Here is a 25,411-nt window from a genome sequence, read left to right as displayed (position 1 = left end):
TATTTTCATTCGTTACTCATTATACTTTGAAATAATCACCGAACGGCTCAGCTGCGGGTCATCATAATACATATTATCCACACCGCCTTTGTCATCCAATACCAACTGGTCGGCCGATACGCCGAATTCTTCGGTCAATACCTTATAGACGTTCTTGGCACGATTTTCTGCCAACCAGAGATTTCGCTTCACACTTCCGGTATGTTTATCGGCATAGCCACAAATTAGGTATTTCTGTTCGGGAGTAGCTTTAATCATAGCTGCCACCGCTTTCAAGTTCACCTTTTCACGGTTTACCACTTTCACCTTGTCAATGACAAAGTTTACCAGGTAAGGAAAGGTTACAATATTTTGCAATACCTCAGCGGTTCCTTTCTCTATTACTACTGTATCTGTTTTCAAACTTCTCAAGCGGTTGATTTCATCATTCAGATAGGAAATCTGCCGATCATCCTGTTTGTAAATGGTGGTGTTGGTCATCGTTCTACCCCATCCACGCTCCTTGAAGTAGTAGGTCATACCCACATTGAGTGAGATATTCTCGTCGAACAGCTGATGATTGAACACACCATCGTATTTGGTTTCATAGAATAACCCCCGGAGTTTCACATCCAGTGAAAGATTCTTCTTGGTCGAGAAGAAACGACTGTACTGCAATTCCAAATGTCCGGACCATTCGTTGGCAGAACCATACGGCAAGTCATAGTGATGAGTGGCACCGACACCAATCGAAGCAATGAATTGGTTCAAATGTTTGGATGAACTGATTCCTTCATAACCGCCAATCAGCCGGGTGAGGTTAAACATGGCATTGAAACTTAAATCCCACCATTTGATTTTTTCCTTCCAGTATTTGTTACCATCCGCATCGGTATAAGTTTGGCTGCCACGTGTGTACAGACCTTGTACACCTTTATCACCTTTCGAACGGAAGCCTGTAAACTGCAGGTTCAGACCGAAACCGGGAATCACCCATTTACCCACACCCACATTGAATTGCGGAGTCAGGCGATCTTTGAATTTGCCTACCGGACAGTCGCCCCAAAAGGCATTGACGCCGGCATCTGCCATCACGAACCAGTTGTTCCAGAACGGATTGGTAATGACCCGTTCTTTATGATTCGTCACTTGTATGGTATCTACTTGAGTCATGGTGATGCTTTCTCCTTCCTTTACTTGCGCAAAAGCAGAAGAAGCTATTCCGCAGTACAGCATCATGCCGGCTAACACTCTTTTTGTCTTCATTGTATGTGGATTAAATATCATTTTCATTTTGATTTATTGTTGATTTTTGGAATTACGTCTTAACTTGAAATTACAGTCTATCACCGCTTGCAGCAGCAAGTCACCGTAACTACTACCAAAAGATTTATCTGCATCAGGTATGGTCACGATACCGGTACAGCCTGTCTGCTCTTTATATGTCACGATTTGATTATAAATGGCCATAGGATTACCTTCTTGACCTGTTTCAATGAACTGGGCCTTCCAATCATCATTACCATAAAAATTCAATGTTTCTGAAACTGTAACATAGTCACACAGTTTTGCTTTTTTCAGGTTAGAGAAATAATACTCATCTGTACCTATGTGAGATTTATGGGTTTTATTCATGAGTACAGCACCATTTTGCAAACTACTAACTGAAGATGAAGAAGTTGCTGAGGTTATAGGTTTAGTAAGATAACTATTGTTATTATCCGAACCTGTAGTCAAATCCTGATTTTCGCCCGCCCAAATAATAACAAACTCTTTATTATCTTTATTTTTGTCTACTTCCGACGACAAAAAATCATTAAATACTTCACAATATTCCTTTTTAATGTAATAATGATTTTCTTTTACAATTATTCCCGTCTCATAATAATCCAATATTTTACCTGATAGTTCAAACGCCCTCACACCTTTCTTTAAAAGCTTTTTAATATCATCCGATGTTTCTGTACCCTTGCATACATACGCCGGAATGGACATTTCCTTCAATAATGTACTACCGTCCAGTTTACTAATCCAATTATTCGGCTTGATGGTTTCCGGTTCAATATCCGGTTTAATATCCGGCAACTGGATTTTGATTTTGCTTTGAGCCTGTAATGGATTATTTATCGTTTTCACAAAGTCTGTAGCCCCCAAGGTATGTACCCGGATTTTCGCACCGGTTAAGTTAGGAATCGGTGGAAGAAAAGCCATCAGATTGATGCTTTCACCTTCGTATAAATCCACATATCTCTTTCCGTCATTATCTATTTGGACAAATACACTTTCCCATTCCTCACCTGTTGTATAGTCCTGCAATTCACCACGAGGATTTTCAATAGCTCCATTCGTCACCTTAGTAATCTTATAATTCAAAGTTTTCCCGTTCAGAGCTTTCGGCATCAGAATGCTGACCCCAGTCACCGTAACCGGCTGGATGATACCCGTTCCTACTTCATAACTACCCGCTGTAATGGTGATATCGGGCGTAGTCATAATCGGGTCGAAAGACAATAACACATGGTCACCTATTGGTTGGAGTTCGTTCTTGGCTATCATATAAGCATTCTTCATATCCGGTTTGGTCAGATATTTCCCATTCTCAGAAGAAATGACCGTACACACCTGATTGGTGATGTACTTCATTTTGAAAAGACCATCCTCACTGGTCGGATAAGAGTCTATGCGGTCTGCCGGATAAGCTCCATAAAAGGTAGCTGAAGTTTCCAGATTACTCCCCCATATCAAATAATTATTGCTATATGCCGGAACAATCTTAGCATGATGTGGATGTCCATCCGCATTCACCACCTCTACTTTATATGTAGCAGAATCCACATTCACTGCACCGGTTATATGTTCCACATTGGCAGAAGGCGAACAGATACCAATCAAATCACCCTCCACCCAATTGATTTGCAGGTTACTTTCATAGATTGTCCGTGTATCAGAGCCTCCACTCGCCACACTAAACAAGACGGGACTGCCCGGTTCTGCCGACGAGCCCCCATACTGATTATCATCGCTGCAACCGCTTGTCAGCACCCCTGCAAGGAGGAAGGCAGTTGCCCATAAACCATTTTTCTGTTTCATATACTTTATCTATTAAATGGATGTATCACTCTGTCTATCATTAATCCCAACCAGTATTATCACCCGGCTGAAGACCACCCCCTGTATTAAAATTCCAATCACCTCCATCTATCTGCTGATTGATGTCCACATGACGGTCTGTAGCCACATCTTGTCCTTTCTCTGGAGTCACTGAAGCAGCACAAATCGAGTTTTCCACTTCTACCTGTACATGCGTCGTTACAGGTGTCTCATACTTCTTTTTTCTCTGTTCGTTCATTTCTTATAACTTTACTTTAAACCTTGATCATTTCTTTTTCTTGTTTGCACCATAGTTATAGTTTCCGTAATAACCGTAATACCGATAGCCATAGCGATGACGGAAATCCGCCCCATTCAGTACGATAGCCATATTCTTCAATTTCTTTTCCTGATACAATTGTTCGATGTCCGGCAACTGTCGACGGTCCAGTTTACCCGCACGTGCCACAAAAACAGTCAGGTCAGCTATACGGTTAGTAATAGTAGCATCGGCTATGATACCTACCGGCACACTATCAGCTATGATATAATCATACCGCGAGCGCAGTTCATTGACCAGCTCATCCAGCCGTTCATCCATCAGCAGTTCCGCCGGATTCGGAGCCACGGTACCCGAAGCGATGATATCAAACTGCTCACCGCGCTGAATCACATCATCTACCCGGATGGAATTATCGGCTAGGAAATTCGTCATACCGGTTTTCTTCAATTTGAACAACCGGCTCAGTGTTCCTTTCCGTATATCCAAATCTAACAGAATCACCCGTTTCTTGGCACGAACCAGACTCATGGCCAAGTTACGGGAGATAAAAGTTTTTCCGGCCCCCTCATTCAATGAAGTAAACGTAATGACCTGAGTAGGATGATCCTTCCTGCTCATAAAATCCATATTGGTGCGCAAGATGCGGAACGCTTCAGACACCACATCATCATCAAGTTCGCTCACCGTCATCGGCAGCTTCTCCTGAACCACCTTCCGCTTCGTCTGCTCCTTGTCTTCCGGAATCTCACCGAGAAACGGTATGCTAATACAACCTTCCATGTCCTTTCGACTATGCACCCGCGTATCCAAAAAGAGAATCAGCAGACACGCCACTCCAGGCACCGCCAGACCCAGCAACACCCCCAGCAACAGAATACGGTTACGCTTGGGAGAAATAGGGGCATCACTGCCGTCAGCACTGTCAATGACCCGTGCATTGTTGTCCACCATGGCCTGCGACAAAGCATTTTCCTCACGACGATTAAGCAGAAACATATAAAGCGATTCCTTAATTTTCTGCTGCCGTTCAATAGAGAGCATCTGCCTTTCTTTCGTAGGAATGGATGCGACTCGGCTCTGCGCCAGCTTCTCCCGGCTCTGTGCATCGTTCCGTTTCATGTTGATGCCCACAATCATGTTGTCCACAGTCCGGATAATACTCTGCTTCATGGCATGAAGCGCATTGTTCAGTTCCTCCACCACCGGATTGCTGTCACTGCTTTCGTTTATCAGCTTGTCCCGTTTGAGCTTGATGGCATTATATTGGCTGATCTGGCTTTCGATATTCATATCACTGATACCTGTATTGGCAGGAATCAGGTCTGTCTCTTTTCTGGCATCCGTCAGATAATCCTTGATATACCGTGCAAGCTGCAATTGTGTTTCCAGTTCCAAGGCATCAGTATTGTACTTCTGAGATTCAGAGATAAACATGTTGGCAGAGGTTGCAATATCCACCATCTTGTTATCCCGTTTGAACGATTCCAAGTCTGTCTCTACATCACCCAGTTCCTGTCCGATGATGATCAGACGTTCATTGATGAACTCAGCGGTATTCACGGCTACCTGATTTTTGTCCCGAATGGCTTCCTCATTATATACGGTTATCAGCATGTTCAACACGTCTTCGGCACGAACCGGTGAATTGTCTTTCAAGGAAAGGGTGAGAATGGATGCTTCAGATTCTTCCTGCCGGATGCCCAACGCTGCCTGATAATAAGCAGTAACTGCATCCAAAGGTCTTTTCTGAACCAGAATCGACTTCCCCAGCCAAGCCCCCTTATAAAAATGAGTGGGAGTGACAACAATATGTAAATCACCAATAGCCACCGTATCATTCATTGCCACGGTAAGTACCTTATCCGTATCATTACCCGTCAATGGAGAAAGAAGCACTTCTTTTTCATTTTTGGGAATAATGGTAAAAGCGACACTCCGTTCAGGAGTAGCATCGATAAACCGGACTGCAATGGGGGAACGTGTGAAAAGTTCATTCCGTCTGAGTCCGTCCTGTATCTGATAACTGATGTCCGCATGCACCCGGCTTACCACCTCACGCATCAATTTTTTAGATCGGAACTGCAACAGTTCGTTAGCAACGTTCACCTTATTGACAAAATTATCATAACGGTTCAGTCCGCCCGCCGTATAAGGCTTGCTACTCGGATCCTTGATGATGACCGTAGCCTGCCGGAAATACACCAGCGACGAGCGGGCATACTTCAACCAGGCCAAGCTTCCGAATAACAGGACAGACAGCAGGAACCATTTCCATTTGGAAAGGAAAAAGACCAGCATGTCTACTAAATTAAGACCCTGTTCTTTTCCTGAAGCTGTAGATGTGTTCGTTTGATTCATATATGTTACAGATAATAAAAAAATCGGGTTATTTGGTAGCCCATAGGATAGAACAAATCGTGGTAACCAGCGAAAGCAGCAGAGTTCCATATTGGAAACCGCGGTCTTCATTACTCTTTTTCCGGAACTTGGGCTCTACGTATACAATATCGTTCTGTTGCAGATAGAATGCCGGAGAATAAAACAGAGATTCATCCCCAAAGTCGTGCATAAAAACTTTTCTTTCACCGTTCACAGTCCGGATTACCTGAATACGGTCCACGCGGGCATTCGAAGCCAGATCGCCCGCATTGGCTATGGCATCTACCAAAGTGACGCGGTCGCCGTCCACCCGGAATGTGCCGGTATTTCCGACTGCCCCCAACACGGTATACTTGAAATTCAGTATTTCTATGGATACCAAAGGCGATTTGATATAGTTGCCTTCTTTGATTTTCTGTTGAATCATTTCCGTAGCTTCATTCAAAGTCAATCCTCCTACATGGAGTTTGCCAAGAATAGGAAATTCAATATTGCCATCCACATCCACACGGTAGCCTTTTTCTCTAACCGTTGCCGTTCCTTCCGAAGAAGCGGAAACTGTTCCATCCTCTGTCAGATAAAAAGTTCCTCCCTGTCTGTTGAAAGGAATGGCCAACTCAGGATTCTTGCTGCTTACCTGAATGGAGAGCCTGTCATCCTTTTGAATGATGGCCTCATAACGTTCATTTTCCAGGCATTTGGCTTCACTCTGTATGTTTTTCCAATACACGAAATTTTGTGGGGAACAAGAGGATAGCAAGATAAGAAAGGCCATCCCAAAAATTAAATTATTTCTCTTCTTCATTATCAATTAATTTTATTTACACTAAGCTAAGGTGGCTTTGAATGCTACTTCACATGTTAAGGCAGCCTCCTGTTCCGGCTTGCATAGCAGAACACCAACCGGAATGACAGCTATCAGTTCAATTAACGTATTGCAAAGATGATTGTACAATACAATGTCTTTGTGTATGACTGAACATCCCGGCAGCAAGGTTATGAAAGCATTTTCACTCTCTTGCAGCATGAAACGGTTTTCTTTGGCCTGAACCAATCTGACAGCACCACCGAGCCGGGTTCGTTTATTCTTATAACAAGGTGTTTTGCCGCTCCATGGACTTCCATACACATAAGCAGTTTGTTTCTGAATACGAATAATGGGATTGTCATCGTTCAGCAATTCGCTGTCCGGAAAACAGTTGAGCCAAAGGGAGGCATGTGTGCTTTTTCCTGTCCCGCTTTTGCCCATAAACAGATAAGTACTGTCCATACGTGTCACAGCCGATGCATGAACCGAAATTCCTCCGTAGCTGAGTATCGCCTGCGAAAAGGCAATTCGCAGCATCGAACTGAGTGCCTCACCAAGATACCTGTCCTGCCTACAAAGCTGTACCTGGATAGAAGTGAAGGATTTATCTGCCTGCATTCTATGAACCATTCCGTCTTCATATTTCAGTTCGATGCAGTAGCTATCCGGGTTACCCAACAACCGAACCTGTCCCATGTCATTGTCAGAAACATCCATTTCCACCATATCATCCATAGATTCAGGAATCCGGGGTAACACATCCATGACAAACAGTCTTTCTTCTTTACAGCAAGACTTGGTACGGAATGTGGAAAAGGAAGGCAACAGATTGTCTAAATCCAAAATACAGGAAACGGAAAAACGAAAATCCGCTATACAATAATGATACGTTTCGTTCATCTTGCCTGCCCTTTCAATAATGTGGATACCATGCCTACACCTTCCCAAGGCGCATACCGAAAAACAAAACGGACATTCCGGAAGAAGGACTGTGCCGTAAACAGTTTCCGCTGCCACTCAGTTCTTGATATCGAACGGCAGACAGAAGAGTGACCGAAATTTCCACCCTGCTGTATGATATGAAACAAAGGCAAAGGAGATTCATGCTTGTCTATATCATCCGGCAGACAAAAGACCGGTACTCCAAGGTATTCCATCAAAACACTATGCAGCAGATTGCTCCACCTGACCAAGCCGGTTTTCCTGTATATTTCACATAGTTCATGCTTTTCCATGGTTCCGTGCCACTTATAATAAGCGCGTGCCATATCGCATAGTTGTCGCAGTCCGACCCCCAATCCCATGGCATGCTTTAAGATATGGACGTTCAGCATCAGCAGATTCAGCACAGATGAAGCTACTGTCACTTCTCTGTCATCCTCCTTCAAAAGTCTGATCGTGGAAAATCCAATCTTTTTTTCCAATTGATTCAGATAATCTTGCCGAAAAGGGCTATACAAATCCAACAGCCGGCTGTGATGTTCCACAATCACACCTTTCCAATCATAATGAATGCTTCCGTCTGCCCCTTTACCGGTCTGTATTCCTTGCTGCCGAACAAACAAGTCAGCCTTATTCCTCTCTTTCCTGCTCGGAAAATACAGGTCTATATCACCACATTCCCGCATCAGAGGATATTCATAGAGTGAGGCTACCCCCTGGCCTTTCTGTAAGACGGTCCGTATTTCCTCGTTCTTAAAGAGGGAACAAAGTTCATTTACCACCTCATTCATGTGTCGGTTCCTCTGTTCAATGGCATCCACCCGAACTACCCAACGCAACAGAATATCCTCAGGAGGAATCAGATGATCAGGCAAGCGGATAATTCCTCGGTAGACTATGCCGCTCACAGTCTGGCAAAGAGCCTGCTGATACACTTCATGCCATTCTTCAGAGGTCAAGGGAAAACAGGAAAGGCTTTCCAAATCCTTCTCCCATAAACCCGCTTTTAATAAAACGAGAAAGGCATCTGTGATGTGATTGCTATATTGAAGTTCGCTCATTTATCTTGTACCAACAAGTTATACTTTTTCCACTCATTCAGCTGTCTGTTGATGTCTCCCAGAGCCGTATCAATATTGACCTCAAATCGCTCACATACCCATTCTGCCAGTTCTTGATCAGTGAAATCTCCTTCACACATCCGTTGCCACAGACACGCCGCCGTGGCATTCAAGGTGAATACATCGGTCAGGTTGGCATGGCTGTCACGTACTTCCACCAAAACGTACTTATTTCCGATTTTTCTAAGCTTCAAATCATTCCGTACTCTCATCTCTTAAAACTTTTTACCCGAAGCAATTGCCCATACGGTTTGAAATATTATTTTAATATCTGTCCACAAAGAACGGTTATTCAGGTATTCCAAGTCCATGCGTAACCGTTCCAACATTTTCTCCATGGTATCTGTATACCCATTATAGAGTGTTGCCGTTGAAAACAATCCCGGACGTAATTGATATAGAAGCCTATAGTTAGGATTGATCGAAATAATCCTGTCAATAAAAAAACGGCGTTCCGGCCGAGGTCCTACAAAACTCATATCTCCTTTAAGCACATTCCAAAGCTGTGGCAACTCATCCAAGTGGTGCTCCCGCAGAAACCTGCCGATGCGGGTCAGCCGCTTGTCATGTTTTTGACAGAGCATCGGACGTCCGTCAGACTCGGCAGTTGCCGTCATAGAGCGGAATTTATAAAGAGTAAACGGCTTTCCCTGATAGCCGATACGTTCTTGCCTGAACAGGACAGGGCCTTTATCCTCCCGTTTGACCAATACTCCTATGACAATAAATGCCGGAGACAAGACGGTTAATCCGACTATACTTCCTACTATATCAAAACTTCTTTTTACCCAACAGGATGCCAAAGACATCCGCTGTTCCTTCTTAAAAGCAACAGTCATACTTTCTTCCGCATCCAAAACTACTTCTTTTATCCTTCCCATAAATTATTATAGATTCTTTTGCATTTGTCTATCATGTGTTCATTGGTAAAGATATCCCAATACCTGTTTTTTGCAGCCATGGAATATTTGTCATAAACGGACTCGTTGTCTGCTATATCCTGTATTGCACGAGCCAGTTCACCGGCGTTACCCGGCATTACATTCAGTCCGGACACACCGTGTTTATTCACCCACGACACACCCGACTGTGGAATCCGAGTGGCTACCACCGGTTTTCCGCACGACATGGCTTCTATCTGTACAATGCCAAAAGCCTCTGTCTTCTGTACGCTGGGCAAACAGAACACCTTGCACGCTCCGAAATAGGCCGGCAGGTCTTTATCCGGAATCCTGCCCAACAGTACAACCTTGTTTTCAAGCCCCAGCCTTTTAATTTGCTGGCTTAATGCCTGCTCCAATACTCCTGTACCGCCAATCAGAACAACATAATCATCCTTCAGAAACCGGGCAGCTTCCACCAGATGAGTAAACCCCTTGTAAGCCACCAGCCGTCCTAAAGAGAAGACTATTTTTTTTCCGCCATACTGCTGGCGTATCTTATCGACAGCTTCCGGTTCAGAAAGAATGGGAGGAACTCCTATCGGCAGACAGACGGTCTTTTGCTGTACGTTCTTCAAAAAAGGCGATTCATCCAAATATACGGGTGAAGTACCTACAATGAGGTCAGCCCTCCGCAACAGCCAATCCTGTAGCGGACGGTACAGCCTTAGCAGATATTTCTGCTTCTGAATGTCACTGTGCCAATGCAGCACCACCTTTCCTTTATATCCGGAAAGAGCCAATGCCAAAGCCGCCATCGGGTCGGGATGATGCACATGTACAATGTCGTAAGACGGACAGACTTTCCGAAGCACCGTAATCATGGAAGGAGCTATCATGGTAGCAGCAGCCTTTCCCCACGAATGGCATTCCATCAGTCGGGCATAGGAATTCAAACGGATCGTTTTTCCTTTGCCTGCAACAGTAGCACATAACATATCACAGTGAATTTTATTGGTGGAGAGTCCTGTCATCAAATCATAGGCTACTTTCTCCACACCTCCTTTAATCGGATAGAATTTGCCGAGTTGAAGAATACTTGGATTCTCTTTTTTCATTCTTAAATTTATTGTAATAACAGATCGAATAATTCTTTCCATGTGTTTGTGGCAGGTTCTGCAGGAACCTGATGGGGAATCTCCTTCAAAAAAGAAAAATCTCTCTCTATAAGACGCTTCATCTGCATCTTTAATGTATCCGAGCTTTGCGGATTAAAGAACGCCGTCTGTCGGCTTCCGGCAGCGGTTTCATGCGCATAAGGCAAATCAGCCAGCAACATCGGCTTGCCGAATGCCGCAAATTCGCTGATAGGCAGACCCCAGGTTTCTACCCTCGAAGGAAACACCAGACAATGAGCGCTGGCGTAATTCAGGTAAAGCTGCTCCCTGCTCATAAATCCGGCAAACTCGATTGATTTCAGATGCCCCCAATGACGATACAGCCACCTGGCATATCGGTTCTCATTACCGGATATGGTTAAAATCACTTTAAACTTTCCTACACCCAGTTCCCTTTCAAGCAAAGCCGTTGCACGGCAAAGCGTTTCAAAGTTCTTATGACAATCCGGGGTAGCAGCGAATAAAAAGTTATAAATGTGGCTCTGTTGATTATCTTTTATAATCGTTTCTTTTTCCATCCGTTCGGGTGTAGCCACGATAAACAACTCTTTCGGCAAACCAAACATTTTGGAAAACCCCTTCCTCAACCATTCAGCTTGCACTATCAAATAACGGTTTCTATGTATATTGATGCGATAAGCAAACCTTGTGAATAAAGTGAACAACACAATTTTATAGTCAAAAATCAAATCCTGCCACTTTCCTTTTAAGAAAGGAAAAGATGTCTGGCAATACACAGCCTGACGCTCTGCTTGTACATTAGGAGTCGTATCATGCATAGACAACCAAAGATATACCGGTGCAAGTTGCCGGGATATTCTACGCATAGTTACATACTCACACCATAATCTTTTTCCCCACCCTTGAATCATATCCGGCATTTCCATATACTCAACATTCGGATAAAACACCAATTCTTTCCGGTGGACCAATGCTACTATACGATAATCTCCATGAACAGCCAGTTCAGACAAGTAATTCAGGCATTGCCTAAGAATGGTTAGAGTACCTCCTTTTCGCAAAGTCACGGCAGATACGACTATCGTTTTCATGCTTTCATTACAGTCTGAAAAATATCCATCCATAATTGCATCACAGCTTCCTCTTCATAGCGGCGCGAAGCTTCTTTGGCCTGTTTTCCCATGGATAATCGCAGAACATTATCTTTTATAACTGTTATCAATTTTTCGGCAAGCCCTTCCACATCTCCCTCTGGTACAAGAAATCCCGTTTCTCCATCCGAGATAATGTCTTTTGGTCCGCACTGACATGCAAAAGCTACGATTGGAAGGCCAAGGGATTGTGCTTCCAAGAGCACCATAGGCAAACCTTCATAGTGTGAAGACATAGCAACCACAGATGCCCCTAAATACACATTTATAATATCCGATGTAGCCGGCATTAATCTCACACTGCCATCTAGATTCTCATGGTAAATCAAAGACTGCAACTTACTTTTTTCCTCTCCTTCACCGATAATATCCAATGTCCACTCTGGACATACACGGTTAACCGTCTTCCAGGCTTTGATTAAGCGATCAAATCCTTTCTGATAACTGTAACGGCCTATGGAAATTACTTTTCGGGTATTTAATAAAGAAGTCTGTTTAGTAGAAAAAGTATTCGCATTGGGAATCACACAGATATTATCCATATCCCCCCAGTTCGCTTTATCCTCTTCTGTCAACACGACAAAGCGGTCAAAGCGTCGGGCAATCCTCTCGTCTTGTTTGGTACGCCATACATCTACCCACCTCCACCAGCCTTTACGATTATATTGCAGGCGTTTGAACTTGGAGAAATGAATTTCCAGTATTTTTTTACTGTCGTCCTTAATATCCGTAATAAAGCCGGCATCGTTGTTAAACATCGAAATGGTGATGTCGGGGCGTTCCTGCATCAGTATTTTTGTCAGCCTTTTCTTATGCTTCCATTGTTTCAGCGGATAATGCAACAGCTTATTAAAAAGAGATTTTCCGTTGTTTTCCTCATAGTTTATACACAAATCCACGCAACGTATCCGTTGGTCCAGAGAGAAAAACGGAGGAAGTCCCTGCTGGTCTGTGGTCACAATAACGACCTCCATCCCCTGATTGACCAGGTAATTGGCTTTATTGGCCAAGACACGTTCCATGCCACCGGAATGGCAGGTACCGGCTATGTTATAGAGTATTTTCATTTGCCAAAGATATTTTCCGGTTGTAAGTATCATTTTCATCCTGATTCACCATCATGAATAAGGCAAAAATCAGGAAAATATCGGTAGACACTTTAAACCAGACCAGTAAATTGACTAACAGAAAGAGTCCGAACAGTTCTTTCTGTGCCTCAAACCGGCTTCTACAGATAAGGCAAGCCTTCCAGACCACTGCCGTTATTGCTGCCAATCCCACTAAGCCGGAATAGAATATGAAGCGCAGATACCCCACATCTGTACTCATATAATAACCTCCTACAAAGCGGCCGGTAAAATAGGGATCTATATTATAAGGATTGCTAAAATAACCGTCACCTATCAGCCAGGTTTTCAGATTGTCTGGAAATACATACATGTTCTGCAGTCTTTCATTAGAAGCTACCTGCCACTCCCCTTTTTCTATCAGACTGAAGAACCCTTCGAACGCAAAGCGTAAATTACTTCTGAAGATTGCATCCTGCTGATACAGATAAACACATAGAGGAATTGTAAGCAAGAGTACTCCCCCTAAATACAACCATAACTTACGGCTTTCAGCCGACAGCTGCAAGCACCAGATATCCGACTTATAGAGTAGATAACCAATAGCCAGTAACAAACCTACTGTAGTAGTACGCGCTATCATGTTTCCTACTACCGCAATGAAGACAAAGACCAGTATATAGAAAAACATCCAACTTCGAAAACGAGTCTGTTCCATGGATAACAGGAAAAAAGCTAGCAAGACCAAGGCGGCAGCAAAACGGCTGCCTGCCACATCGAGGCTGGCACCGATACCGTATAACCGTTCTACGTTGTGGGAATTCAGAAAGTCCTGTCCCTGCTCTATCACTGAATCAACGGCTTGCTTCAATTCCATAGAAGAGTCTATCCATAAGGCCATGATACACTGAATCAAGCAAACTGCAATAAAATAATTGCCTGCAAGCCAAATTGAGGCACTGCCATGCACTAATCGGATGCTATGTACCACTACATAGGCAGCTCCCATCCACACCCACATGGAGGTAATATAAGTGGCATAGGCATAATCGGGCGTTTCATTATAAGTCACCGCTATCAATCCGGCCAATGAAACGGAAACAGCTAGCAAAGAGAGAATCACCATATCTTTGCTGAAACGTCCGGTTCTGTATTTTCCCAAATTGATGAAAAACCACACGAGCCCCACAGCCGCCAAAAACTTCTTGGAATTCATCCCCGGGAAAGCCTTCAGTTCAATAGGAAACAGAAACAAACTCGTAAGTACAGTTACGCAAATTGTAGAAATATATTTTACCATGCTTCTACTCTTTATTTATAAAGAACACCATATACTAACTTCATCAGGATTTGGTAATAAAGCCGCACTATCCAAAACTGCTTTTTTGATGCCCAATATTGCAACATGCGGCTTCGGAAAGAAATATAATGATTTTGCAAGATATATGGATTAGCTTCGGGAAACCAAGACTGCCACAAAGCATAGCGTTCAGTATCTTCCGAAATCAGAAAGGGAAATTTGGCTTCGAGTTTAAAGAAGGCCAATTCTTTTTCCACTTGACTGCCCCATTTCTGAGCCACAAAGTTCGTAGTTCGTTCTATATTCCATTTCAAATCCTCCAAGTGCCGATAATTGATGCCAGCCGGTTGTCGAACCTGGGTAAACCCATGCTCATTTTGCCGTACATAATGGTAAAAAGCCTGTGGAAGATAACAGACTCTTTTGGCACAAGCCGCTAGGCGAATCATCGTCATATCTTCTCCCATTCCATGCCCGTCAGAAAAAGTAATCTGATTATCTGTATACAAACGACGGCTAACTAACTTATTCCAAACATTGTATTTCATGGATCCGCCTAACATTCCCTTTAACACTTCGATAGGCGAATCATACTTGGGCTGCTTCATATACCGTTCGTTGTGAGCAAACGATAAATACCAATCGCACCACACCATATCAGCCTGGCTCTGTTCTGCAGCCGCATACATCAGTTCCAACGCACCACCGTCTAAATAATCATCACTGTCACAATGAAAAACGTATTTGCCACTAGCTACTTGTAATCCCGTGTTTCGTGCAGAAGGCAAACCTTGATTTTGAGAGTGAACTAAAATCTTCGTCTGTTGTTTCCGTTCTGGATAATCATCCAGACACTGATGTATGTTCGAAATGCTATAATCAGGAGAAGCATCATCCACAAAAATGAATTCCACATCCTCCTTTAAAGTCTGTTCAAACAAAGACCGGGCGCAGCGTTCAATAAAGGCTTCTACCTTATAGACAGGAATGATTACTGACACTTTCAGCATAATATTTACTACTTTTTACCAAGCCACCGTTTTATACGTTCAAAAGAACGATTTCCTAATATTTTACGTCCCCAATATTTTATTCTCAGCACTATATATTCTTTTATATTTCTTGCCCTAATGCGGGAGGCAAACACAGCTACATTCTCTCCACAAGTTTCCGACAATTCAGGCAGCACAAGACATTTATTTTTATATTTATAAGCCAAGGCAACTAGAATAACTTGATCGTGTTTATGAAGAGCAAAATAAGGATATTGATTTTTCATTTCATCCTGATCGGGGTCAATAATAATTTCCGGGTGCGCTAGTGTTACATCAAGCCATTCATTGATGATTGGATTGCTTTTCCCTTTGACAAATAATAATCCTCCCCAAATTTTGTTGCATTCCCTCCATTGCTTTCCTTTCAACAAATCATCTAAAAATAAAAGCGTATTCTTTTTCCCCCAATGCTTAATCTTTGTTGAAGTGCTTCCGAACTTTGCCCATTGAGGATACTCATCTCTATATTTAAAGCATATCATGTCGTAGTCTTTCATTAATTCAAAATATAACGTCCATTCAATACCTTTATTTAAAGTACAACCTGCGTCAGCATAGCACACCACAGTGTTATCATCATACTTTAAGAGAATTTCTTTGATGATACATGGTTTCCATGCCCAATATCCTCCACCATAAGAATGACGCATCAAAATGGACTTTTTAATGTAACTAGGCAAATCTTGAGGAGCCATGGAAATTACTTCATCAAAAACTCCTATTCTTTTGGCTTGCTTTGTAATACGCCGAAGCGAATAAGCACAGTTTTCATCTCCGTAAGCAATAAATACTCTTTTCATCATTTTCATGCTACTTATACCGGATTCTAGTGTTTATGGATTTTAATCCAGCTACTATAAAAAATATCTGCTATAAACCATAGCCTAAGACTACAACAAATGCAGAAAAATATATCCACGAAACTTCCATTCCGTTTTCTTACTATTCGGTAAAACTCTTTACAGGAAAATAGCTGCTTTAAAAACTTAATTCTCGAAGAACTATTCTTTCTATATGGGCTATAGTATAAACTCCTACACACTCTAATAATATATTGTTCTGCACATCTCGTTAAATTATTAATATTAACATTGGTTAGTTTGTGTATAGTTTGAACTTCATTAACCTTCTGCAATAACATATAATAAGTATGGTATTCTTTTTCTGCTGGATAGTGTTTATATGATAATGAATCGGAATTACATACAACATATTTATATCCTGTAGCTGTAGATACTGAAAAACTATCTATATATTTGATATACTCCAAATAAAATAATAAATCTTCTAAAAAGGAAACTTGTTCATCAAAATATACCTGATATTTCTCTATAATTTCTTTAGAGACTAATTTTCCAACAGTAAAATTAAACCGAGTTAAATCCAACTTGCCAACACTTAATAAATCTTTTTCTTCAGAAAGGCTGTGTAATCCCTTAATAGTAGGACAAATAGTTTCAATGTTACCATCAGTTGTTTGTAATACCCTTGAGTATCCTTGAACAACCAATCCTTTCCACTTATCGATATTAGGTATTGACTCATATAATTTTTCTATATAATCTAAGTCAAGCCAATCATCACTATCTACAAAAGTAATCCATTTTCCAACGGCATTTCGCAAGCCTAGATTTCTCGCACTGCTAACCCCGAAATTCTTTGTATGAAATACATGTATTCTATTATCCTTTTTGCAGTAACTATCAATAATAAATCCTGTAGAATCAGTACTTCCGTCATCAATTAATAACAATTCAAAATCAGAAAATCGTTGCAGTAAGATACTATCAATACATCTGTTGATTGTTTTCTCGCTGTTATATGCTGGAATTATAATAGATATAATAGGAGCTTGAATCCTTAATTTCTGCATTGGCTATATATTTTAAAATACATTTTAGGAAAAAAAGCCTTTAAATATCCCATCAGCCATACAAAAGGATACCGATAAGGAAAACATCTCTTTTGCAACAGAAGCGTATTGTGTAAATTAAAGCCTAGCGGAGAATAGAGATATTTAATTCTCTGCTTAAGTGACATGGAAAGAAAATCGGCATATCCACCTTGTTGATGATCATTCTCACAAATTCCCACATAATCTTTTAAAACGATAAGTGGAAAGCCAGCTTTATACGCCAAATAAGTATAATCATGGTCACCTCCACCATGCAGATACTGTTCACATAGTATCCCCATCTTTTCTACTACATCATGAGAAATATAAGTCACATTTCCATGAGCACATTGACAGAACTGAAAACTTCCGTTAGGATATAAAAACTTATCCTTTAAAGTCCATTTACTGGTAAAATCAAATCCCCCATAGGTAAATTGTCCAGTTAACGAATCTTTAGTAGACCCCACATAAATACCACCTTTACCAAACTTTTCTTTAGAATATTCATCAGCTTCCTGCAACTCACTCCACAAGTCAGGTAATATTATTGTATCATTATTCAGCCATAAATATCCATCATAACCTCCATGCTCTATGGCAGCCTTCCAAGAATGAATCATACCACCATTCCAGAACATATTTCCGCTACCTGATAAAATAGATAATGGTTCTTTAGAAAAACGGGGTTGCAGTATTTTCAAAGTATCATCAGTACTTCCATCGTCAGTTAGGTAAACATCTACATTAAAGAAATGATATTTTTCTCTTTGACTAAAAACAGCATCCAAACATGCTATAGTTTTATCAATCCGATTATAAACGGTTATAATAACAGCAATATTTCTCATCATTAGTAGCAAATTGTAAATTTATTATTAGTAATCAATTTAGAACATTCCTCCTTTGAACGGATACATTGTAGAACCCTAAATGAACTTTATTAACTAATTTTGTATTTAACATTGATTGGATGAAAAGATAGAACTTTCAATCAATAGCCATATTTTGACTGCTTTTGTATCAAATAAATATCAGCGTACTTTAGTTGTCTATATTAAAACCATTTATTATTCTTATACGGTTCTTATACTTAATACTCAAAAAACTGTGCTCAGAAACTTTATTAGGGTTATCCTTAAATTCAACCCCCATTATATCCATAATAACATAAATCAAGTCGTCAGTCATAAAAGGTTTATTCCTGCTGTTGTTTATTCTTTCAACCATTTGAGGATTATTCTTCTTAAATTTAGGTGATACATAAATCCAAAATGGTATCTCAACCCCAACTTTTGTTGATTCCTTATTTGCTTTTGCATGCCCGGCATAGTCACAATCTGTTTGAAATAAATCTAATGCGTGGTCTGATAAATATATGACTAAAGAATTACTATCCTGATAACAAGATATAATACTGTTAACAACAAAATCATTATAATATATTGAATTATCATATTCTGCCAAAACCTGACTATTGTAACAATCATTATTACAAACGTAATCATCACAATCAAACAGTTTAAAGTTTTGAGGACTCCTCAGTCTAAAATCAGGGTGAGAACCCATCAAATGATAAACAATAAATTTAGGAATTCTATCTTTTATTTCAAATTTCTCCCTTAATGCCAATACTTCTTCATCATATTTTATCTCATTATTTTCGGTATACAATTCATCACAAAAGAATGATTCATCAAATAATTTTGCATATTTTACTATTACATTATTCCAAAATCCGTATTTTCCTTGATTAGAAAACCAATATGATGTATAACCTGATTCTTTAATTATCTGTGCCAATGTCTGCTCTTTATACCACTGCATCTTAGATTGATAATTATAAGTACTCATCATATATTTAAAGGAAGGTATGGTAGTAGTTGCTGGTGATACAACATTATCAAATACATACAGTTCTCCATTCTGGTTTCTTTTACCTAATAAGGGATTAGTATTTTTTTTATAACCATATAAAGAGCTATGATTCTTATTATGTGACTCACCGATAATTAATATAATATTATCTGGTCTACTATCTCTTTTCCTTTCCAAATGTGCATCTTTTATGTACTCTGATAAGTTTATTCTTGTATTTAAAACAGCTTTAATTTGTAGAGGTACAATATTTACATATAATTCCGGATGATAAGGTACTAATAAAAGCAGAAAGAGATAAGTACATGCTATCCATTTTAACAAGATTCCTATTTTACTTCTAATATACAGACCAACTACAAATGTTGCTGCATGAACAATAAAAACTAGAGAAACTGAACCTAAAATTATATGTAATACATTTACATGACGAAGATAACCTGTCAAAAATTCTACAGCCTCATTTAAATTTGTTTCCAAAAATAACACGCAAACCTCACTGACCATTACTTTACCATAAAAGCCATAACTTATAAGCGCTATAATTAGACTTAATTCATATATAATTAATAATAGTGAAGTATATATTATATTTAGTCTTTTAGACAAGAGCAGACAAGGTATAAATAAAGATACTGACTCAAATAATCCACAAGATATTGAGGTTACTATTGTTAATAATGAAATTTTTCCAGATAAGAGTATTTCAGTAGCACTCACAAAAAACATCAATAGAAAAATCAACAAATGCTCATTCAGAGTAATGATACTTCTCTCTTTGCATGCTTCCAAGATTCTTTTTACCATAATTTATAAAATTACACAAACAGACAGGCATTATATTCTCCATCAAATTAATAGAACATTAATGCTACTACTATTTTTTACAAAAATATTATTTTTACAAAACTATATAAAACAAGATTACTTACTATAGAATCAATTACATTAGAGCGCTCAACTTAGAAGTTAATTCACTTAAGCACTTCAACAGCCCTATATCTATCTGTAGATTATGTAGAACGATGATCAGTTAATATCATCACACTGTATCTGATATGCCTTATCAGTCGTTTAATCAGCAAATAGATATTATATCCAATAAAAACATTATGATTCAAGCCATAAGCTATCATTCTGATATAAAATGGAATATTCTGATTCCTACAAAACAAAAGGTTGACTTCTTTAAAAATCATATTCCATTTCTGTACTGCTACATTTTGAACTATCATTAAGTTCTTACAATACATTTTGCGACTTTCCAAATAAGTTTTCATCTCTATATTGTAAGATGTTAAAAAGGATTCTATTAAACGTACATTCTCAACCATGGCATATAAACGCTTAGGGCTACATGAATGTACAATTGAATTTAAATTTTCTTGGTTATAATAATAAAAAGCAGCGTTTACTGACCCTACAGCTTCAGCATAACAAAACAATTGGATGCTAATATATAAATCCTCCCACATGTCACAGCCCATACTGAAAGCCACACGCTCGTACAATTCTCTCTTAACTAGTTTATTCCAAAGATATCCTCCCAACTCGCCTGCAATAATAGCTTGAATATACGCTATTTTTGAGGAATAAACCGTTTGTACGCAGATTCTATTTTCACCATGACTAACTACCAAATAATTACAATAAACTATGTCATATTGCCCACCCTCAGCTTCCATTAATAGACGCAAAAGCATTTCCGGAGACACCCAGTCATCACTATCACAGAATAATATATATTTTCCACTTGATGACTGTAACCCTGTATGTCTAGATACGACACTTCCTCTATTTGTTGAGTGAGATATAATCTTTGTTTGATTTTTTCGATTTGGATATAAATCAAGTATTTTTTCCAAAATTAAAACTGTAGAATCAGTGCTCGCATCATTCACAAAAATATACTCAATATTGGACAATGATTGCTCAAACAGTGAAGAAGCACATTTCTTTATATAATTCTCAACATTATACATTGGAATAACAACTGATACTAACGGGGATTCTCTTTTCATAAAATTATAGAAAGGTACACTATTTATAAATTGCATCCAACTGCCTTTCAATTTTCATAACGTAAACAATACACTAATTCGACTCACGACCACGCTCAAAAGTTTTTAATACTCTTTTTAAATCTTTCAAAGAGCACTCGCGGAATTCTTCTAATCTATTATTAATACTATTCCAATCTATAAAAGAAACTCCACAAAATGAGTTTAAGTTTATTAAGCAATGTTGTAATCCAAACAAGTCCAACAATGAATGAAAACGTTCCATACCACGCTCACTATTGCCTATACATATAAAAGGCTTATTGAAAATAATAGCAAACACACAAGCATGGAAAGAATCTGTAATAATGAGTTTAGCATCTACAAATCCACGAAGCCAATTTTCCACTGGCAGCTGCGGAATTCCTAAACGATTTCCTAATGAATAATTTGTATTAAACGGAATCAACTTTTCCGATGCTGCTATCTGACTTATAAAAAGCCGGGTATCTGGTGTTTCATCTAAAATATAAACCATCAGATTCCCTTTGCTTGGGCTCTGGTCCTGTATCAGTTTTAAGTAATCATCCTTAGATAACAACAAGGTGGGATCTAATACATGACTGGCATTTACACCAAATATCCGTTTACAGATTTCCGTTCCAGACTGTTCTCTCACAGAAACAAATGAAAATTTCTGCAAAAGCTTTCTGCAATCAAGTATTTGATTAGTTGAAAACTCACAATTTTCAGTACCGAAAGAAGCTGCATAGGCTATTCGTGGATTAGAGCCTGTGTCATCCAAAAAAGATAAAAAATACCTTTCTAAGGGCAAAGCATAACAAGGTCGCCAAACCTGATCGCTGCCCACCATAAAAACATCATAGTCTTTCGCTAAAGATGCATTCCATTCTTCATCTGACAAAGGGCGCATTTCTATATGCTTGTAAATAAACACATCCGTGTATCTACGTATCCAACGATGAGGATGTTCAAATACGGGTAATCTCCACTCTCCCCCAAAACATTTCCTCAGTAACCGTTTTGACCAGACAAAGGGCATCTTCCAAACCGGATGAAGCGGATGAAACTCAACCTTCGGCTGCAAATGCTGCACATCATGCCCCATACGCTGCAATACAGTCTGTAGCGCATAAGCCTGCAAAATACCTCCGTAATTGGTATTCAATGGCAATGTAATGATAGCTATTTTCATAAAAGCTGATAAATCTTTCTTAGTATGCGGTCCTGTAATTTAGTAGACATCGTTTTTTTCCATGCCTTACAGAAGCCATTCTTTCCGAACTGACTGAAAAAGAAAGCCCGATTAACAGGTTGATAAGGGGATATATAATAGCTCGGATTGCCTTTAAAAGGGTCTTGCCTCAAAGAAATTTCCGATAAAATTGAATTATTGCTCAACCTGTTCACCTTTTTATCCGTATGAACTATTACTAAACTGCATCCTTTATCATCATCTATCTCGGGAGCTATCTTCTCAATCCCCCAAAAATCACCGATGGTCAGGTCACTTCCCGACTTGCCTCCTTTTGCCGGACAAGCGTAGCAGCTGGGACGCAATGAAAAATCGGCAAGGAATGCCTGCATATACTCGTTCTCCGGGAATATAGTCGAGAGCAAAACTGTATTTTTCTCTCCGTCGGTTGTCACCTCGGAGAGAGTGAGAGCAAAACTGTATTTTTTCCATCCTAAGTTCTTATTTCTGAAAGAAATAGCGTCTATCTTCCGCTTACGAATACCTGCCATGCTACCTCTTTCAGAAATCAAGGGATTAGAGTGAAGCAAAACTGTATTTTTTTCGCACTGACGTGCGATGGTTTCCTCTAAATATTTCTTCCAAACCAATGGGCTGGGCACACCATGACACACAAAATCAACAGTCAACAGATTCTCGTAATCTTTGTGCAAATACCGTTTAAGACCGGCTATCTGACAGGGAGTACCCGAAAACAGTACTTTTCTACCCGCCTTCAAGAATTTTTCGGCTTGCCGGTATGTATTTCCTATTCTACTCTGAAGGTACTTTGAACCCCGGAATGCCTGTAATCCTTCATGGGTTTCCGTAAAATCATGTACCACGCTCCAATCACTGTCAAAACGGGCACCAAAAACTACTCCACCATCATTTATGACGGCCTCAGCCAACAGTGTAAAAATACCTCCGGAAGAACTTGCTGCCCGTACCGATTCATCAAAATGTTGAGCTGCAAAAACCTTCAAAGGTTCGCGTACTTCAAAAGAATGAAGTTCTATACATACCGCTTCGCATTTACCGCACTCAATACATAGGTTACGATTGACTGTAGGATACAGAAAGCCCTCTTTGTCCTCATCCAATGAGATACACTGTTTGGGACAGATTTGCACACAGGCAGCGCAACCACAACAAGCGGATTTATCTTTTACCTTTATCATCCGATAATTCGTTTCTTCATCACTCTTACCCTATCTGTAATAAACTTACGCTCAGAAATCGAACATCCTACAAAATAAATAGAAAGAGAACTGCATACCACACAACAAAATATGATACTCAAGAAACGTACCCACCCCTCTTCCATTTGAAAGTAAACCAGTGTAGGTATAAGCGCAGCCATCAATGACACATACAGCACATTCAAACATACATTATATAAATACTGCTTTACTGAAAGCTGTACCATCCGTTGCAAAAACAAGAGTCGAAGTATCAGACACAACACCGATACAATCAAGGCCACTATAAACACACTCTCCGGTACACAACCTATCTTTAGACAAAGATATGAAACCGGAAAATTCAGCATCAATGCACCACCTACGGTAATCTGATAATCTCTAATCTTTCCTGTAGCATTCTGCAGAGTTATCAATGTATTAGATAATACATCAGACAATGACAATAACAATATCAGTCGCACAAAATTTACGGTATGTGGCGGAAAGTCGTTCAGCCATAAAGTCAGAATAAATTCCGTTTCAAATAGTATGGGCAATGCCAATAAAAACAGAATGTAAAAAGAAAAACGGGCCCCCCGCTCTACTAACGACATCATGTAGAAGTATTCTCCGGCAGCATACGATTTAGTAATTTGCGGACTTAAAGCGGCCATAAAATTACCAACAAAACTACCCACAGCCGTATTGACCGATAAGGCAACACCACGGGCAGCATTAAGCACCGGCCCCATGAAAAGATTTAAAAGCAAATTAACGCCTTGATCTTTCAGCAATCCAGCTGTACAGCCTATAAAATTCCACCCGGCAAAAGAACTCATTTCTTTCCAATTGTCTGAATGGAAAGCGAACTGCAATTTACACTCTTGAAAATGCCTACTGCAATATACCATGTTGGCTAATTGCCAAATCACGCTCACACCAACCAACAACATGGCATATATGATTAACCGATCAAACTGCCAAGGTGAATAAGCAATGAAGAGCACGACACCCAACCTCATAAGTACGTCAAAAATCCCCAAATAAGCAAAAAAACTCATCTTTTCATGTGAAACTATTGATGCACTGTAAGGCACGGAAAAGAGCCCCATCATAAAAGCAAAAACAGAAGCTTGAAAAACCCAATTGGCTGCATGCAAACGAACTGTAGGTATCGTCATCCTTTCATTTAAAAACCAAATGCCAATAGTTTCTGCAAGTAGGAGAACGGCAACTGCTAATATTGCATGAATAGTCAGTGAAGTAGAAAAAACTTGTTTTAATCGCTGCATGTCTCCTTTTCCCAATTCAAAAGTCAGAAAACGACCGGTTGAAGCAGATAGCGAATTGGAGATTAATGAAAACATAGCTACAAATCCACCAACCACATTGTAGATTCCATAATCTTCTACCCCCAACATGTTCAGCACCACGCGTGAGGTATAAAGCGACACCAACATACTGAACATCATGCGCATGTAGAGCATGAGTGTATTTTTTGCAATCCGCTTGTTGTTTGTTTTGGGGATATTGTATTCTGTACTCATCGCTTTGCTTTAGAAAAATAAGAATCCAAAAACGCTCGTAACCTTGATCGCTTCTCTGACTCTCCTGGTGAATACCGGCTACTAAAATAATCTCGACTGCTCCATCCATTACTCACCATTTCATATATCTCACCCCAATCGGGTAAGCCACCTACATTACGGTCATCGATAAACAAATCGGCTTTCAACTTTCTACAGGGAGCAGAATACGTCTTTGTCTCTTCATCAGGATGATTGGCATTCACTGCGTAAAACTCCAGTCCACGATCAGAACAAAAATTCACAGCTTCTTCCAATAGTTTACCTTCTCGTGCTGTCCATAATATCAGTTGATGTTGCTCCTTCTGTAAACGCTTCAAAGTAAGGATGGCAAACGGAATCTCTTTACCGAGATACGGATATTTATGCTCCACAATGGTTCCGTCAAAATCTACTGCTATGACCATAATCATTCAGGG

General features: G+C 40.0%; 23 protein-coding genes. All 23 read right to left on the bottom strand.

Going from position 1 to position 25,411, the window contains the following annotated elements; all coding sequences use genetic code 11:
• Positions 1-12: 12 nt before the first annotated feature.
• Complete coding sequence (locus tag K6V30_RS12190; protein ID WP_224207102.1) at positions 13-1,245, bottom strand: OmpA family protein; 1,233 nt, start codon at positions 1,243-1,245, stop codon at positions 13-15.
• Positions 1,246-1,278: 33 nt separating this feature from the next.
• Positions 1,279-3,069 carry a hypothetical protein gene (locus tag K6V30_RS12185; protein ID WP_224207101.1) on the bottom strand — a complete coding sequence of 597 codons (1,791 nt, stop codon included), beginning with the start codon at positions 3,067-3,069 and terminating at the stop codon, positions 1,279-1,281.
• A gap of 40 nt (positions 3,070-3,109) precedes the next feature.
• On the bottom strand, positions 3,110-3,328 hold the full coding sequence (locus K6V30_RS12180; RefSeq protein ID WP_224207100.1) for a hypothetical protein: 219 nt from the start codon (positions 3,326-3,328) through the stop codon (positions 3,110-3,112).
• A gap of 27 nt (positions 3,329-3,355) precedes the next feature.
• Positions 3,356-5,710, bottom strand: coding sequence for a GumC family protein (locus tag K6V30_RS12175; RefSeq protein ID WP_224207099.1), 2,355 nt, complete (start codon positions 5,708-5,710; stop codon positions 3,356-3,358).
• 28 nt (positions 5,711-5,738) lie between these two features.
• Positions 5,739-6,536: a polysaccharide biosynthesis/export family protein gene (locus tag K6V30_RS12170; RefSeq protein ID WP_224207098.1), complete on the bottom strand. Its 798-nt coding sequence runs from the start codon at positions 6,534-6,536 to the stop codon at positions 5,739-5,741.
• Between the two features lie 21 nt (positions 6,537-6,557).
• Positions 6,558-7,439: a phosphoenolpyruvate carboxykinase gene (locus K6V30_RS12165; protein WP_224207097.1), complete on the bottom strand. Its 882-nt coding sequence runs from the start codon at positions 7,437-7,439 to the stop codon at positions 6,558-6,560.
• Positions 7,436-8,542 (bottom strand): nucleotidyltransferase domain-containing protein, encoded by a 1,107-nt coding sequence (locus K6V30_RS12160; RefSeq protein ID WP_224207096.1) that lies wholly within the window; start codon positions 8,540-8,542, stop codon positions 7,436-7,438. The genes K6V30_RS12165 and K6V30_RS12160 overlap by 4 nt, the downstream gene beginning before the upstream one ends.
• A complete protein-coding gene (locus tag K6V30_RS12155; RefSeq protein WP_117899559.1) occupies positions 8,539-8,814 on the bottom strand; it encodes a PqqD family protein in 276 nt (91 codons plus the stop codon). Before K6V30_RS12155 ends, K6V30_RS12160 begins: the two co-directional genes overlap by 4 nt.
• A gap of 3 nt (positions 8,815-8,817) precedes the next feature.
• Positions 8,818-9,441, bottom strand: coding sequence for a sugar transferase (locus tag K6V30_RS12150; protein WP_374214788.1), 624 nt, complete (start codon positions 9,439-9,441; stop codon positions 8,818-8,820).
• A gap of 29 nt (positions 9,442-9,470) precedes the next feature.
• Entirely contained in the window at positions 9,471-10,601 is a 1,131-nt protein-coding gene (locus K6V30_RS12145; protein WP_224207095.1) for a glycosyltransferase, read from the bottom strand.
• Between the two features lie 8 nt (positions 10,602-10,609).
• Positions 10,610-11,713: a glycosyltransferase family 4 protein gene (locus K6V30_RS12140; protein WP_224207094.1), complete on the bottom strand. Its 1,104-nt coding sequence runs from the start codon at positions 11,711-11,713 to the stop codon at positions 10,610-10,612.
• Positions 11,710-12,840, bottom strand: coding sequence for a glycosyltransferase family 4 protein (locus K6V30_RS12135; RefSeq protein ID WP_224207093.1), 1,131 nt, complete (start codon positions 12,838-12,840; stop codon positions 11,710-11,712). The genes K6V30_RS12140 and K6V30_RS12135 overlap by 4 nt, the downstream gene beginning before the upstream one ends.
• Entirely contained in the window at positions 12,824-14,140 is a 1,317-nt protein-coding gene (locus K6V30_RS12130; RefSeq protein ID WP_224207092.1) for a hypothetical protein, read from the bottom strand. The genes K6V30_RS12135 and K6V30_RS12130 overlap by 17 nt, the downstream gene beginning before the upstream one ends.
• An 11-nt stretch (positions 14,141-14,151) precedes the next feature.
• Complete coding sequence (locus tag K6V30_RS12125) at positions 14,152-15,150, bottom strand: glycosyltransferase family 2 protein (protein WP_224207091.1); 999 nt, start codon at positions 15,148-15,150, stop codon at positions 14,152-14,154.
• 8 nt (positions 15,151-15,158) lie between these two features.
• The gene (locus K6V30_RS12120; RefSeq protein WP_224207090.1) at positions 15,159-15,998 is read right to left on the bottom strand and encodes a hypothetical protein; all 840 of its coding nucleotides are present in this window, start codon (positions 15,996-15,998) and stop codon (positions 15,159-15,161) included.
• A gap of 23 nt (positions 15,999-16,021) precedes the next feature.
• Positions 16,022-17,068 (bottom strand): glycosyltransferase family 2 protein, encoded by a 1,047-nt coding sequence (locus K6V30_RS12115; RefSeq protein WP_224207089.1) that lies wholly within the window; start codon positions 17,066-17,068, stop codon positions 16,022-16,024.
• Positions 17,056-17,943 (bottom strand): glycosyltransferase family 2 protein, encoded by an 888-nt coding sequence (locus tag K6V30_RS12110; protein ID WP_224207088.1) that lies wholly within the window; start codon positions 17,941-17,943, stop codon positions 17,056-17,058. Before K6V30_RS12110 ends, K6V30_RS12115 begins: the two co-directional genes overlap by 13 nt.
• A gap of 190 nt (positions 17,944-18,133) precedes the next feature.
• On the bottom strand, positions 18,134-19,774 hold the full coding sequence (locus tag K6V30_RS12105) for a phosphoethanolamine transferase (protein WP_224207087.1): 1,641 nt from the start codon (positions 19,772-19,774) through the stop codon (positions 18,134-18,136).
• Between the two features lie 206 nt (positions 19,775-19,980).
• On the bottom strand, positions 19,981-20,988 hold the full coding sequence (locus tag K6V30_RS12100) for a glycosyltransferase family 2 protein (protein WP_224207086.1): 1,008 nt from the start codon (positions 20,986-20,988) through the stop codon (positions 19,981-19,983).
• A gap of 73 nt (positions 20,989-21,061) precedes the next feature.
• Entirely contained in the window at positions 21,062-22,183 is a 1,122-nt protein-coding gene (locus K6V30_RS12095; RefSeq protein WP_224207085.1) for a polysaccharide pyruvyl transferase family protein, read from the bottom strand.
• Positions 22,180-23,403, bottom strand: coding sequence for a Coenzyme F420 hydrogenase/dehydrogenase, beta subunit C-terminal domain (locus tag K6V30_RS12090; protein ID WP_224207084.1), 1,224 nt, complete (start codon positions 23,401-23,403; stop codon positions 22,180-22,182). Before K6V30_RS12090 ends, K6V30_RS12095 begins: the two co-directional genes overlap by 4 nt.
• On the bottom strand, positions 23,400-24,953 hold the full coding sequence (locus K6V30_RS12085) for an MATE family efflux transporter (RefSeq protein ID WP_224207083.1): 1,554 nt from the start codon (positions 24,951-24,953) through the stop codon (positions 23,400-23,402). The genes K6V30_RS12090 and K6V30_RS12085 overlap by 4 nt, the downstream gene beginning before the upstream one ends.
• Positions 24,950-25,399 carry a BT0820 family HAD-type phosphatase gene (locus K6V30_RS12080; RefSeq protein ID WP_224207314.1) on the bottom strand — a complete coding sequence of 150 codons (450 nt, stop codon included), beginning with the start codon at positions 25,397-25,399 and terminating at the stop codon, positions 24,950-24,952. The genes K6V30_RS12085 and K6V30_RS12080 overlap by 4 nt, the downstream gene beginning before the upstream one ends.
• Positions 25,400-25,411 lie beyond the last annotated feature (12 nt).

The organism is Bacteroides faecis, assembly GCF_020091505.1.
In the GTDB taxonomy this organism is placed as follows: Bacteria; Bacteroidota; Bacteroidia; order Bacteroidales; family Bacteroidaceae; genus Bacteroides; species Bacteroides faecis.
The sequence above is the reverse complement of the archived record's forward strand: the minus strand, read 5'-3'. Positions and strand labels throughout refer to the sequence as shown.

Excerpts from the sequence above, each read along its gene's own strand:
- K6V30_RS12130 (WP_224207092.1), bottom strand. The coding sequence starts at position 14,140 with ATGGTAAAATATATTTCTACAATTTGCGTAACTGTACTTACGAGTTTG.
- K6V30_RS12160 (WP_224207096.1), bottom strand. The coding sequence starts at position 8,542 with ATGAGCGAACTTCAATATAGCAATCACATCACAGATGCCTTTCTCGTT.
- K6V30_RS12095 (WP_224207085.1), bottom strand. The coding sequence starts at position 22,183 with ATGAAAATAGCTATCATTACATTGCCATTGAATACCAATTACGGAGGT.
- K6V30_RS12100 (WP_224207086.1), bottom strand. The coding sequence starts at position 20,988 with ATGAAAAGAGAATCCCCGTTAGTATCAGTTGTTATTCCAATGTATAAT.
- K6V30_RS12185 (WP_224207101.1), bottom strand. The coding sequence starts at position 3,069 with ATGAAACAGAAAAATGGTTTATGGGCAACTGCCTTCCTCCTTGCAGGG.
- K6V30_RS12110 (WP_224207088.1), bottom strand. The coding sequence starts at position 17,943 with ATGATGAGAAATATTGCTGTTATTATAACCGTTTATAATCGGATTGAT.
- K6V30_RS12080 (WP_224207314.1), bottom strand. The coding sequence starts at position 25,399 with ATGGTCATAGCAGTAGATTTTGACGGAACCATTGTGGAGCATAAATAT.
- K6V30_RS12165 (WP_224207097.1), bottom strand. The coding sequence starts at position 7,439 with ATGAACGAAACGTATCATTATTGTATAGCGGATTTTCGTTTTTCCGTT.
- K6V30_RS12145 (WP_224207095.1), bottom strand. The coding sequence starts at position 10,601 with ATGAAAAAAGAGAATCCAAGTATTCTTCAACTCGGCAAATTCTATCCG.
- K6V30_RS12090 (WP_224207084.1), bottom strand. The coding sequence starts at position 23,403 with ATGATAAAGGTAAAAGATAAATCCGCTTGTTGTGGTTGCGCTGCCTGT.
- K6V30_RS12170 (WP_224207098.1), bottom strand. The coding sequence starts at position 6,536 with ATGAAGAAGAGAAATAATTTAATTTTTGGGATGGCCTTTCTTATCTTG.
- K6V30_RS12120 (WP_224207090.1), bottom strand. The coding sequence starts at position 15,998 with ATGATGAAAAGAGTATTTATTGCTTACGGAGATGAAAACTGTGCTTAT.
- K6V30_RS12115 (WP_224207089.1), bottom strand. The coding sequence starts at position 17,068 with ATGCAGAAATTAAGGATTCAAGCTCCTATTATATCTATTATAATTCCA.
- K6V30_RS12180 (WP_224207100.1), bottom strand. The coding sequence starts at position 3,328 with ATGAACGAACAGAGAAAAAAGAAGTATGAGACACCTGTAACGACGCAT.
- K6V30_RS12150 (WP_374214788.1), bottom strand. The coding sequence starts at position 9,441 with ATGACTGTTGCTTTTAAGAAGGAACAGCGGATGTCTTTGGCATCCTGT.
- K6V30_RS12175 (WP_224207099.1), bottom strand. The coding sequence starts at position 5,710 with ATGAATCAAACGAACACATCTACAGCTTCAGGAAAAGAACAGGGTCTT.
- K6V30_RS12125 (WP_224207091.1), bottom strand. The coding sequence starts at position 15,150 with ATGCTGAAAGTGTCAGTAATCATTCCTGTCTATAAGGTAGAAGCCTTT.
- K6V30_RS12190 (WP_224207102.1), bottom strand. The coding sequence starts at position 1,245 with ATGAAGACAAAAAGAGTGTTAGCCGGCATGATGCTGTACTGCGGAATA.
- K6V30_RS12140 (WP_224207094.1), bottom strand. The coding sequence starts at position 11,713 with ATGAAAACGATAGTCGTATCTGCCGTGACTTTGCGAAAAGGAGGTACT.
- K6V30_RS12105 (WP_224207087.1), bottom strand. The coding sequence starts at position 19,774 with ATGGTAAAAAGAATCTTGGAAGCATGCAAAGAGAGAAGTATCATTACT.
- K6V30_RS12085 (WP_224207083.1), bottom strand. The coding sequence starts at position 24,953 with ATGAGTACAGAATACAATATCCCCAAAACAAACAACAAGCGGATTGCA.
- K6V30_RS12135 (WP_224207093.1), bottom strand. The coding sequence starts at position 12,840 with ATGAAAATACTCTATAACATAGCCGGTACCTGCCATTCCGGTGGCATG.
- K6V30_RS12155 (WP_117899559.1), bottom strand. The coding sequence starts at position 8,814 with ATGAGAGTACGGAATGATTTGAAGCTTAGAAAAATCGGAAATAAGTAC.